General features: G+C 68.4%; 3 protein-coding genes. 1 reads left to right on the forward strand and 2 read right to left on the reverse strand.

The window, feature by feature from the left end; genetic code table 11:
* The coding region (locus tag ACZ6ZR_RS34150; RefSeq protein WP_465649144.1) for an isopeptide-forming domain-containing fimbrial protein at positions 1–10,689 on the reverse strand (10,689 nt) is incomplete at its 3' end.
* A 383-nt stretch (positions 10,690–11,072) separates the two neighbouring features.
* Here ACZ6ZR_RS34150 and ACZ6ZR_RS34155 point away from each other — a divergent pair.
* Entirely contained in the window at positions 11,073–11,276 is a 204-nt protein-coding gene (locus ACZ6ZR_RS34155) for a hypothetical protein (RefSeq protein ID WP_465649146.1), read from the forward strand.
* Positions 11,277–11,363: 87 nt separating this feature from the next.
* On the opposite strand, the gene ACZ6ZR_RS34160 is transcribed toward ACZ6ZR_RS34155, so the two are convergent.
* Entirely contained in the window at positions 11,364–13,139 is a 1,776-nt protein-coding gene (locus tag ACZ6ZR_RS34160; protein ID WP_465649148.1) for a hypothetical protein, read from the reverse strand.
* Positions 13,140–13,420: the final 281 nt, after the last annotated feature.

The raw sequence follows: 13,420 nt of genomic DNA on the forward strand, positions 1-13,420 counted from the left end.
GGACTTGGACGCCTTCGCCGCCAACGTCGCGAGCTTCGGACAGGTCACGTCCTGACCTGCTGCCGTACAACTGTCGCTCGCCGAAACGAACTTCAACATCGACGGCAACGCATCCGACACCACCAGACCGCTCGCATCCGACGGACCGTTGTTCGTCACCGTGACCGTGTAGTCGAACGACTCACCCGCCGCCACCTGAGTAGTGGCCGAGGCCTTCTTGGCGATCGCCACATCCGCCTTCACCGGAGCCGGCGGATTCGGACCAGGCCCCGGACCCGGAAGCCCACCCGTGCTCGCGTCCGACGTGTTGTTGGCTTGATCCGGGTCCGGACTGTCAGTCGCAACCTTCGCCTGATTCCGCACGTCCTTACCGTCACCCGCATAGGCAGGGTCAAGCTGGACAGTGATCGTGTACGTCTTCGACACCTTCGCCGCCAGGACCGCCAGCTTCGGGCACGTCACGTCCTGCCCGGCGGCCGTGCAACTGTCGCTCGCCGAAACGAACTTCAGCATCGACGGCAACGCATCCGACACCACCAGACCGCTCGCGTCCGAGGGCCCGTTGTTGGTCACCGTGATCGTGTAGTCGAACGTCTCACCCGCAGCCACCTGCGTCGCGCTGGTCGCCTTCTTGGCGATCGCCACATCCGCCTTCACCGGAGCCGGCGGATTCGGACCAGGCCCCGGGCCCGGCAGACCGCCCGTGTTGGCGTCCGACGTGTTGTTGGCCTGATCCGGGTCCGCGGTGTCGGTGGCGACCTTCGCCTGGTTGCGCACGTCGCTACCGTCACCGGAGTAGGCCGGGTCGAGTTGCACCGTGATCGTGTAGGACTTGGACGCCTTCGCCGCCAATGTCGCCAGCTTCGGGCACGTCACTTCCTGCCCGTTCGCCGTACAACCATCAGTGGCCGAAACGAACCTCAGCACAGCCGGCAGAGCATCCGTCACCACCAGGCCGCTCGCGTCCGACGGACCGTTGTTCGTCACCGCGATCTCATAGGTGAAGGTCTCACCCGGAGCCACCAACGTGGCACCCGTGGCCTTCTTCGTGATCGCGGCGTCCGCCTTCACCGGACCAGGCGGGTTCGGACCGGGACCCGGGCCCGGCAGACCGCCCGTGTTGGCGTCCGAGGTGTTGTTGGCCAGATCAGGATCAGCGGAATCAGTGGCCAACTTCGCCTGGTTGCGCACGTCCTTGCCGTCACCCGCGTACGCCGGGTCGAGCTGCACCGTGATCGTGTAGGACTTGGAGGCCTTCGCGGCCAACTTCGCCAGCTTCGGGCACGTCACATCCTGCCCGGCCGCTGTGCAACTGTCGCTCGCCGCGATGAACTTCAGCATCGACGGCAGAGCATCCGACACCACCAGACCGCTCGCATCCGACGGACCGTTGTTGACGACGGTGATGGTGTAGTCGAACGTCTCACCCGCAGCCACCGGTGCGGCGCCCGCCGCCTTCTTCGCGATCGCGACATCGGCCTTCACCGGAGCCGGCGGATTCGGACCAGGACCCGGGCCCGGCAGACCACCCGTGTTGGCGTCCGACGTGTTGTTGCTCAGGTCAGGGTCCGGACTGTCAGTCGCAACCTTCGCCTGGTTCCGCACGTCCTTACCGTCACCCGCGTACGCCGGGTCGAGCTGCACCTTGACGGTGTAGGTCTTCGACGCCTTCGCGGCCAACTTCGCCAGCTTCGGGCACGTCACGTCCTGCCCGGCGGCCGTGCAACCATCACTCGCCGAAACGAACTTCAGCATCGACGGCAACGCATCCGACACGACCAAGCCGCTCGCGTCGGACGGCCCGTTGTTCGTCACCGCGATCTCATAGGTGAAGGTCTCACCCGGTGCCACCAACGTCGTGCTCGTGGCCTTCTTGGCGATCGCCACATCGGCCTTCACCGGAGCCGGCGGATTCGGACCAGGACCCGGCCCCGGCAGACCACCCGTGTTGGCGTCCGACGTGTTGTTGCTCAGGTCCGGGTCCGGACTGTCAGTCGCGACCCTCGCTTGATTCCGCACGTCCTTACCGTCACCCGCGTACGCCGGGTCGAGCTGCACCTTGACGGTGTACGTCTTCGACGCCTTCGCCGCCAATGTCGCCAGCTTCGGGCACGTCACGTCCTGCCCGGCGGCCGTGCAACTGTCGCTCGCCGAAACGAACTTCAGCATCGACGGCAACGCATCCGTCACCACCAGGCCCTTGGCGTCGGACGGCCCGTTGTTGGTGACCGTGATCGTGTAGTCGAACGTCTCACCAGGGGCGACGGGAGTAGCGGATGCCGACTTCTTGGCAATCGCGGCATCGGCCTTCACCGGAGCCGGCGGGTTCGGGCCAGGGCCCGGGCCGGGGAGTCCACCGGTGTTGGCGTCGGAGGTGTTGTTGCTCGGGTCCGGGTCGGCGCTGTCGGTCGCGACCTTCGCCTGGTTCTTCACGTCCGCGCCGTCACCGGAGTAGGCCGGGTCGAGTTGCACGGTGATCGTGTAGGACTTGGACGCCTTCGCCGCCAGCGTGGCGAGCTTGGGGCACGTCACATCCTGTCCGGCGGCCGTGCAACCATCGCTCGCCGAAACGAACTTCAGCATCGACGGCAGAGCATCCGTCACCACGAGACCGAACGCCTCGGAGGGCCCGTTGTTGGTCACCGTGATCGTGTAGTCGAACGTCTCACCCGCAGCCACCAACGTCGCGCTGGTCGCCTTCTTGGCGATCGCCACATCCGCCTTCACCGGAGCCGGCGGATTCGGCCCAGGCCCCGGACCCGGCAGACCACCCGTGCTCGCGTCCGACGTGTTGTTGCTCAGGTCAGGGTCCGGACTGTCGGTCGCGACCTTCGCCTGGTTGCGCACGTCCTTGCCGTCACCCGCGTACGCCGGGTCGAGCTGCACCGTGATCGTGTAGGACTTGGACGCCTTCGCCGCCAACATCGCGAGCTTCGGACAGGTCACGTCCTGACCTGCTGCCGTACAACTGTCGCTCGCCGAAACGAACTTCAACATCGACGGCAACGCATCCGACACCACCAGACCGGACGCATCCGACGGACCGTTGTTGACGACGGTGATGGTGTAGTCGAACGTCTCACCCGCAGCCACCAACGTCGTGCTCGCGGCCTTCTTCGCGATCGCCACATCCGCCTTCACCGGCGCCGGCGGATTCGGACCAGGACCCGGCCCCGGCAGACCACCCGTGCTCGCGTCCGACGTGTTGTTGACCAGATCAGGATCAGCGGAATCAGTGGCCACCTTCGCCTGGTTGCGCACGTCCTTGCCGTCACCCGCGTACGCCGGGTCGAGCTGCACCGTGATCGTGTAGGACTTGGACGCCTTCGCGGCCAACGTCGCCAGCTTCGGACAGGTCACGTCCTGGCCGGACGCGGTGCAACCATCGCTCGCCGAAACGAACTTCAACATCGACGGCAACGCATCCGACACCACCAGACCGGACGCATCCGACGGACCGTTGTTGACGACGGTGATGCTGTAGTCAAACGTCTCACCCGCCGCCACCAACGTCGTACTCGTGGCTTTCTTGGTGATCGCGACATCGGCCTTCACCGGGGCAGGCGGGTTCGGACCAGGACCCGGACCCGGCAGACCGCCGGTCGAGGCATCCGAGGTGTTGTTGGAGGGGTCGGGGTCCGGACTGTCGGTCGCGACCTTCGCCTGGTTCCGCACATCCGTACCATCACCCGCGTACGCCGGGTCAAGCTGCACCTTGACCGTGTACGTCTTCGACGCCTTCGCGGCCAGGAGCCCCAGCTTCGGGCACGTCACGTCCTGCCCGGACACCGCACAACCGTCACTCGCCGAAACGAACTTCAGCATCGACGGCAACGCATCCGACACCACGAGACCGGACGCCTGGGAGGGGCCGTTGTTGGTCACCGTGATCATGTAGTCGAACGTCTCACCCGCAGCCACCAACGTCGCGCTGGTCGCCTTCTTGGCGATCGCCACATCGGCCTTCACCGGAGCCGGCGGATTCGGACCAGGACCCGGAAGGGTCCCAGTTGCCCCGTCTGAGGTGTTGTTGGTCAGGTCCGGGTCCGCACTGTCGGTCGCTACCTTCGCCTGATTACGCACGTCACTGCCGTCCCCGGTGTACGCCGGGTCGAGCTGCACGGTGATCGTGTACGTCTTCGACGCCTTGGCCACCAGGACCGCCAGCTTCGGGCACGTCACACTCTGCCCGTTCGCCGTACAACCATCACTCGCCGCAACGAACATCAGTGCGGCCGGCAGGGCATCCGTGACCACCAGACCACTGGCGTCCGACGGCCCATTGTTGGTGACGGTGATCGAGTAGTCGAACGTCTCACCAGGAGCGATGGGGGCGACGGATCCGGGCTTCTTGGTGATCGCGACATCCGCCTTCACCGGAGCCGGCGGATTCGGACCGGGGCCCGGGCCCGGCAGACCGCCCGTGTTGGCGTCGGAGGTGTTGTTGCCCTGATCGGGGTCGGCGCTGTCGGTGGCGACCTTCGCCTGGTTGCGCACGTCCTTGCCGTCACCGGCATAGGCAGGATCGAGCTGCACGGTGATCGTGTACGTCTTCGACGCCTTCGCCGCCAACGTGGCGAGCTTGGGGCACGTCACACTCTGCCCGAAGACCGAACAACTGTCGCTCGCCGAAACGAACTTCAGCATCGACGGCAACGCATCCGACACCACGAGGCCGGACGCCTGGGAGGGGCCGTTGTTGGTCACCGTGATGGTGTAGTCGAACGTCTCACCCGCAGCCACCAACGTCGCGCTGGTGGCCTTCTTGGCGATCGCCACATCGGCCTTCACGGGAGCCGGCGGATTCGGACCAGGACCCGGCCCCGGCAGACCACCCGTGTTGGCGTCCGACGTGTTGTTGCTCAGGTCCGGGTCCGGACTGTCAGTCGCGACCTTCGCCTGGTTCCGCACGTCCTTACCGTCACCCGCGTACGCCGGGTCGAGCTGCACCGTGACGGTGTAGGTCTTCGACGCCTTCGCTGCCAACGTCGCCAGCTTGGGGCAGGTGACGTCCTGGCCGGACGCGGTGCAACTGTCGCTCGCCGAAACGAACTTCAGCATCGACGGCAGTACATCCGTGACGGTCAGACCGGCCGCATCCGACGGGCCGTTGTTCGTCACCGTGACCGTGTAGTCGAACGTCTCACCCGCAGCCACCGGAGTAGTGGCCGAGGCCTTCTTCGTGATCGCGACATCGGCCTTCACGGGAGCCGGCGGATTCGGACCAGGACCAGGACCAGGCAGACCACCCGTGTTGGCGTCCGAGGTGTTGTTGCTCAGGTCAGGGTCGGCCGTATCGGTGGCAACCTTCGCCTGGTTCTTCACATCTTTGCCGTCCCCGACATAGGCCGGGTCGAGCTGCACCTTGACGGTGTAGGTCTTCGACGCAGTCGCGGCCAGGGTGCCCAGCTTCGGGCACGTCACATCCTGGCCGGACGCGGTGCAACCATCGCTCGCCGAAACGAACTTCAACATCGACGGCAGAGCATCCGACACCACGAGACCGGACGCCTGAGAAGGGCCGTTGTTCGTCACCGTGATCGTGTAGTCGAACGTCTCACCCGCAGCCACCAACGTCGCGCTGGTCGCCTTCTTGGCAATCGCCACATCGGCCTTCACCGGCGCCGGCGGATTCGGACCAGGACCCGGGCCCGGCAGACCACCCGTGTTGGCGTCCGACGTGTTGTTGCTCAGGTCCGGGTCCGGACTGTCAGTCGCGACCTTCGCCTGGTTCCGCACATCCTTGCCATCACCGGCATAAGCCGGGTCGAGCTGCACCTTGACGGTGTAGGTCTTCGACGCCTTCGCTGCCAACGTCGCCAGCTTGGGGCAGGTGACGTCCTGGCCGGACGCGGTGCAACCATCGCTCGCCGAAACGAACTTCAACATCGACGGCAGCGCGTCCGTGACGGTCAGTCCACTGGCGTCCGACGGGCCGTTGTTCGTCACCGTGACCGTGTAGTCGAAAGTCTCACCCGCCGCGACCGGTGCGGTGCCCGTGGCCTTCTTCGCGATCGCGACATCAGCCTTCACCGGCGCCGGCGGATTCGGACCAGGACCCGGACCCGGCAGACCACCCGTGTTGGCGTCCGACGTGTTGTTGCTCAGGTCAGGGTCGGGGCTGTCCGTGGCAACCTTCGCCTGGTTCCGCACATCCGTACCGTCACCGGCATAGGCAGGATCCAGCTGCACCTTGACGGTGTAGGTCTTCGACGCCTTCGCGGCCAGGGTGCCCAGCTTCGGGCACGTCACGTTCTGGCCGGACGCCGTGCAACCATCGCTCGCCGAAACGAACTTCAACATCGACGGCAGAGCATCCGACACCACGAGACCGGACGCCTGAGAAGGGCCGTTGTTCGTCACCGTGACCGTGTAGTCGAACGTCTCACCAGGGGCCACCGGAGTGGCTGCCGATGCCTTTTTGGTGATCGCGACGTCAGCCTTGACGGGGGCCGGCGGATTCGGACCGGGGCCCGGACCCGGCAGACCACCGGTTTTGGCATCGGAGGTGTTGTTGGAGGGGTCGGGGTCCGGGCTGTCGGTGGCGACCTTCGCCTGGTTCCGCACATCCGTACCGTCACCCGTGTACGCCGGGTCGAGCTGCACCTTGACCGTGTAGGTCTTCGACCCCTTGGCCGCCAACGTCGCCAGCTTCGGGCACGTCACGTTCTGGCCGGACGCCGTACAACTGTCGCTCGCCGAAACGAACTTCAACACCGCAGGCAGCGCATCCGTCACCACCACACCACTGGCATCCGACGGACCGTTGTTCGTCACCGTGACCGTGTAGTCGAACGTCTCGCCCGGAGCGACCGCGCCGGTCCCGACCGGCTTCTTCGTGATCGCGACGTCGGCCTTCACCGGAGCCGGCGGATTCGGCCCAGGCCCCGGACCCGGCAGACCACCGGTCGACGCGTCCGAGGTGTTGTTCGACGGGTTCGGGTCGACGGTGTCCGACTTCACCGAGCCCTGGTTCCTGATGTCCGAACCGTCACCCGTGTACGCCGGGTCCAACTGCACCGTGAGCTTGACGGTCCTCGTCGCACCCGGGTTCAGCGTGGCGACCGCAGGACAGGTCACCACCTGGCCCGAAGCCGTGCAGCCGGAGTCCGAGGAGACGAACTTCAACGGGGCCGGGAGGGTGTCGGTGACCACAGCGTTCACCGCCTGCGACGGGCCGGCGTTCGTCACGACGAGGTCGTACACCACAGTCCCGCCGGGCGGGACGGACGTGGTGCCCACGGCCTTCTTCGTGATCGACACATCGGCCGAGCCCGTCGCCGCGGTCGTCACCGAGAAGTCGGCCGTGTTGTTGGTCGCGAGCGGGTCCTCGCCGTTCACCACCGCAGCGCTGCCACCCGACAGCACCGTGCCGAGCGGCGCGTCCGCGTCGACCACCACCGAGATGGGGAACGAGGCCGTGGCGCCGTTCTTGAGCCCGGCCGGGATGTTGCAGGTCACGGACTTCTTGTCCGCCGCCACCGTGCACCCCGCGGGCTGCGTCGCGGCGGCCGTCGTGCGGCCCGGCAGCGTGAACGTCACCGTCGACACCGACGTGGTGTCCGACGGACCGTTGTTCTTCACCGTCCCGGTCACGGTGCCCGCCGTGCCCGGAGTCACGGGGGAGGCCGGCGAAGTCACCGTGATCGCCAGGTCGTTGGACGCCTTGGCCGTCGTGGAGAGCGGTACGGACGCCGTGTTGTTCGCCGTGTTCGTGTCGTCCACGGAGGCCACCACCGCCGAGCCGCCCGTCAGCGCGGTCGCGACCGGGGCGTTCGAGTCGACGACCAGCGGGACCGCGAAGACGGCCTTGGCGTCCTTGGCCAGGCCCGCCGGGACGGTGCAGGTGACCGACTTGCCGTCAGCCGCCGCGGTGCAGCCGGACGGGAGCGGCGCACCGGGCGTCGTGCGCTGCGGCAGCGTCAAGGTCACGGTCGCCGCCGACCCCGTCGCCGACGGCCCGTTGTTGGTCACGGTCAGCGTCGCCGTGGAAGTGCCGCCGGGCGCCACCGGGTTCGGGGAGGTGGCCGCGGTCATCACCAGGTCGCTGGAGCGCGCCGAGACCTTGGCGCTCGGGCAGGTGGACGGGTTCGAGGCGTCCGTGCACAGCGGGTTGTCGTTGGTCGTGTCCGAGGTCAGCGCCGTCACGGCGTTGAGGAAGTCACCCTCCTGCCCAGCCTTCACCGTGATCTTCAGCGTCGCGGTGGCGTCCTTGGCCAGGGCGCCGACCGTCCACTTACCGGTGGTCCTGTCGTACTTACCGCCCGAGTCGTCCGACACGTACGTGAGACCGGCCGGCAGCTGGTCGGTGAGCACGACGTTGGCCGCCGCGTTCGGGCCGTCGTTCTTCACCGTGACGGTGAACACCGCCTGACCGCCGATCAGCACCGCCGGCTTGTCCACGGTCTTGGTCACCGTCAGGGCCGCCGGCGGCCCGATCAGCAGCGGCGCCACCTTCGACAGGGTGGCGATACCGTCACCGGTGAAGTCGTTGGTGGCGGTGCCCAGTGTCGCCGTGCTCTTCACCTTCGCCTGAAAGGTGAAGGTGTACGACGCGTCCTTGTTCAGCGTGGTGAACGTGCCCCAGCTCAATTGGGAACCCTTCACCCCCGGTTCGGCCAAGCCCGTGCCCTTGGTCGAGTCGGTGACGTAGTCCAGACGGCTGTCCAGGGTGTCGGTGAAGCCGAACGTGGTCACCGGGTAGGAGTTGTCCTTGTTGGTCAGCTTCACCGTGTAGGTGACGGTGTCGCCCGGCTTGGCCTTGCTCGGCGACACCGTCTTCTCCGCCACAAGCGGCTTCACGTCCGCCGGGCGGAAGTAGGTGACGAAGCTGATGGTCGTCGACTCGCCCGGTGCCAGCGAGTACGGCCACGAGATGGCCATGCCACTGTCGGTGTCGCTCGCGCAGTCACAGGTGTTCGGCAGCGCCTTGCCGGTCTGGATATGGCTCTTGACCGTGCTGTAGCTCCCCTCCGAGTAGGAGCTGCCGGGGGTGAGCGGCACGAACATCATCGCCTGCCCGGTGCCGTTGGCGTTCTTCACGCACGCGATGCCGTTGCCCATCCCCGGTGCAGCGGGCAGCACCGCGCCGTAGCTCCTGTCGGAGCCCTGCAGGTAGCAGTCACCACCCCGGTACAGGTTGCCGGACCGCGCCGCGGTGCCGTTGTTCGTGACCGTGATGTCGAGCCGGAACCCGTTCTCACCGAGGACGTACGTCTCCTTCTGGGAGACGAGCAGCGTGTTGACGGCCGTGAAGTCCGTCGTCATCGTGAACGGGTCGGCCGAGGTGCCGTCACCGGTGGTCGGTGTCTGGCCGACACTCTTGGTGGATCCACCGCTCGAGTTCTGTACGTACGCCGACCCGCCGTAGAGTGCCGTCCCCACACTGATGCCCGTGCCACAGTCGGAGCCGTAGAACTGCTTCGTGTCGTTGTAGTACGCCTGACACCCGCCGTTCGTCGTGGTCTGGATCAGCGTCACCGGCTTGCCCTTGATGCTGCCGGTGCTGACCACCGTGACCGAGATGCTGTCGGTGAGGGGCGTCTGACCCGCGGTCAGCGTCTGGGTGGCTTTGTAGACCACCTTGGTGGTGCTCGTGGTCTGGCTGTTGGCGACGATCGTCCACCTGCCGTCGGACGCGACGGTCGCCGTGCCGATGGCCGTGGTCGAGGTGCCCCTCGTGAGCGTCACGGTGGCGCCGGGCGCCCCGGTACCGCTGAACTCGGTGTCGGTCCCGATGGCGTCACCGTCCGCCGGCGACTCGATGATCACCTCGGGGATCTTCCACTCGACCACGACCGCGCCAGCCGTCTTCGAGGCACCGTACTTGTCGCTGTCGTAGAACGGGTCGTCCGTCCCGCCAGCGTTCTGGCCCGACCCCGCAGCAGTGGTCCCGTCCGCGACCTTCGCGGTGTCCACGAAACCACTGCCGCCACCACCGCCACCGCCTGCACCGGCCACCAGCAACAGCACGATCGCGCCGCCGTCACCGCCCGCACCGCCGGCATAGCCGGAACCCCCGCCGCCTCCGGCGTTGCTGGTGCTGGTGCTCCCGTCCGTTCCGCCCGCACCGCCGGCCCCGAGCGGCCCGGCGGCCCCTGCCTTACCCGCGCGGGTACCTGTGCTCCCCGCCGCGCCTCCGGTGGAACCGGTGGCACCGTCACCACCCTTGACACTATTTCCGCTGTCGCCACCGTTCACGCCGTTCGCGCCACCGCCGGGCCCGCCGTTGCCCGCCGCCGTCGACGTGGTCCCCCGACCGCCGCCGCCCCCGCCGCCCGCGACCAGCAACAGGTTCCCGGACGCGTCCTTCACCCAGGCCGCACCACCGCCGGTCCCCGCGTTGTTGCTGGCCGTGACACCCGCCGCAGGCACGTTGATCGAGTACGACGCCGCCAGCGGCGCCGAGACCGAGCCCTGGGTGTAGCCACCGCCGCCCCCGACACCGGTGGAGTTGTTCGCGTTCCCACCGCCGGCACCCCACAGGTGGAACCGCACCGCCGTCGCCGCGGCCGGCGGCGTGAACGTCTGCGCGGAACCGGTGCTCCGGAAGACCTGGCACTGGTTGTAGCCCGGCGTCTTCGCGGCACAGGCGCCCGCCGCGGCACGCGGCTCCGCCGCCGCGCGACGCACCGGCGCCGCGGCACCGGACGAGAACGGCGACACGAAGATGACCAGGACACAGGCCACGGCCGTTGCGATCAGACGCCTTACTCTGCCGACCATCGAGTTCCCGTTCTGTCCAGCCCAAGGCATACGGTGGTTTTTGTATATGAATGCCTCATACGACACCGATGGGGCTGGACACTCCGGAGTACCGCGCCGACCAGGGAGAATGAACCCGTTCAGCGCACGGGCGGGCCGCGGCGGAGGGCAGATCGACATGCCGGACCAACCTCACGGCACGTCAGACCGAGGACGGGGCACAACATCTGACGGACGGTCCGCCGCCACCGTGGCCGCGCTCGAGGGCGCGCTCTGGGGCGACCGGCCGTGCAGGATCGTTTCGGCCGTTCAGGGCGTCCCCGCCGACCGGGCGGGGGCCGGGGCCGGGGCCGATCGTTGGCCCGCTCATGACGCCCCGCCCCGGCCCCACCGCGCTCACTGCCGAGTACGTCTCCGGAGACCTCCAACCACTGCGCCGCCTCCAGGGCACCCCCGGACTCCTCGCGAGGGCGGCCTGCGCCGTGGGGCTCGGCCTGGTGGTGTGGTCGGAGGCCAGACTGCAGGACCCGCCGACGGCGGAGCGGGCCCGCCTGGTCCGCCGTACGGGGTGACCGTCCTTCATCTCGGTGCCACCCACGGCTGCGATCAAGTGGCCCGCAAGGGCCGGGGGTTGGAGACCGGTGCCCCGGCTCCGTCGGCTACGACCGGCTGCTTCGGCGCACCACCAGAGCGAGGACGCCGAGCCCGAGGAAGAGCAGGCTCAGCACTGCGGCGATCTTCGTGGTCGATCCGGCTCCGGTGTCGGCGAGTTGACGGGACGGCACTGCCTGGCAGCGGACGTCGCCCGAGTCCCGGCCGCAGGAAGTCACGGAAGCCCGGGCAGAGTTCACCGGTGTCGGTACCGACGTGGCCTCCGCGCTCGGACTCGGGGCCACCGTCGGTGCCGGGCTGGGAGTCGGCGTGGGCTCGGGTACCGGGACGGGCGCGGGAGTGGGGGCCGGGGTGGGGGTCGGTGTCGGTGTCGGGCCGGGTGTGCCGGTGCAGTTGACCGTGGCGTCGGACTTGTTGTTCGTGGTGATCTGACAGGTGTTGCCGAGCGCCGATCCGGCATTGACGGGGCCGTTGTTGGTGGTGACGGCGATGGTGTTGCCGCCACCGGCACCGGCGTCGATGCTGCCGGCGTTGACGTCGGTGGTGACCGAGTTTCCACTGCCCGAGACGGAGATCGCGGCGGTGTTGCCCTGACCTGGCCGGCCGGCTGCTCCGTCGCCGCCGGAGGTGTTGCCGGCGGCCCCGGTCCCGCCCTTGCCGGCCGCACCACCCGCACCACCATTGGCCGTTACGACGGCCTTCCCCGCTGCGGGCCCGGTGACGGCGGCGCCGTTGCCGTTGCCCCCGTCGCCGCCTGCTCCGCCCGACCCGCCGGAGCCGCCGTTGGCGGAACCGTTGCCGGCGTCAGCGCCGGGCCCGCCCGCACCGCCCTTGCCACCGGTGGCGGTGTACCGGGTGGCCGTGACGTTGCCGCCCGAGGCACCGTCACCACCGCGCCCGCCTACGCCACCGGTGGGGTAGGAACCGAAGTTGGAGCCGAAGCTCCCGTTCCCGCCGTCGCCGCCCCGGGCGGTGACAACGGGAGCGGTCACCGCCGTCGCGGAAGCGATGCCGTCGCCGCCTCGCGCACCGTCGAGGGAGCGGGAATCGTAGCTGCTGCTGCCTCCCGTACCGCCCTGGGCCAGGAGCTCGGCGGCGGTGATGCTCCCGTCGGCCGCCCCGGCGCCACCGGCACCACCGCGACCGGCGCCGCCGATCACCCAGGCGGCACCGCTTCCCCCGGCCGCGGTGACCTTCAGGCCCGGGGCATCGACCACACAGGCACTGCTGCCCGCTCCGCCGGCTCCGGCCACGGCCGCACCCTTGCCACCGGTGAGCCCGACCGAGCCGGTGGTCACCGTGCCGGGGACGGTGATGGTGCAGCCGCGGCCACCGGCTCCACCGTTCCCTGGGTCCGAGCCGCCGCGACGGGGGTTGTAGCTCCCGTCTCCCCCGGTGACAGCGATGTCCGCGGACGTGGCCGATGCGCCGATGGTGATGGCCCCAGCGTTCCCGTCACCTCCGTCAGCGGTCCTGCTGGTGAAGACGTCCGCGCCCGGACGGCCCGTCACGTTGATCGAGATCGAGCCGGTTCCGGTGTAGGACAGGGTGACACCGGCCGAGATGCCGGCCTTGTCGGTGTTGGGGTTCCCTGGCGTGTACGCGTTGGTGATGGTGACCACGGTGTCGCCACCAGTGATGGACCAGTCCTTGGTCAGCCCCTCGGTGCACGTGTAGGTCGTGGTCGGGCCGGTGGTCGACTGGGTGCATCCCGCCGGCAGGGTGTCGGCGTGTGCGACCCCGGGGGCGGTGACGACGACCGAGCCGAGCAGAGCCGCGAGTGAGGGCGCCAGGGCGCGGAAGAGGACCGGTGGAGCGGTCATGGCGGGAATCCGCCTCCATCTGGGGTCATGGCCGACTCCGTCGAGCGGCCGAGGGGTGATGTGACGCTGCGTCACGTCCCCGCAAAGTAGTGGGTGCGGTGATCGGCCATCGCCCGCCGCGCCGCCGGAGGAGTCACGTGCAATTCGTTTCCTTCGGCGAATTTCCCGAGTGACCGGCGGGGTCTTGTACGGCTGTTCACCGCAGCCTCCGTGCCGGACACTCCGACTTGTCAGCCAACCGGACAGGGCCGTTCAGCATCTCGGCGGAATGACCGTCGAAT

It is taken from the genome of Kitasatospora sp. NPDC088742 (genome assembly GCF_055584905.1).

What these genes read in the sequence shown, in the direction of transcription:
- ACZ6ZR_RS34155 (WP_465649146.1), top strand. Translation starts at nt 11,073, where the DNA reads ATGACGCCCCGCCCCGGCCCCACCGCGCTCACTGCCGAGTACGTCTCC.
- ACZ6ZR_RS34160 (WP_465649148.1), bottom strand. Translation starts at nt 13,139, where the DNA reads ATGACCGCTCCACCGGTCCTCTTCCGCGCCCTGGCGCCCTCACTCGCG.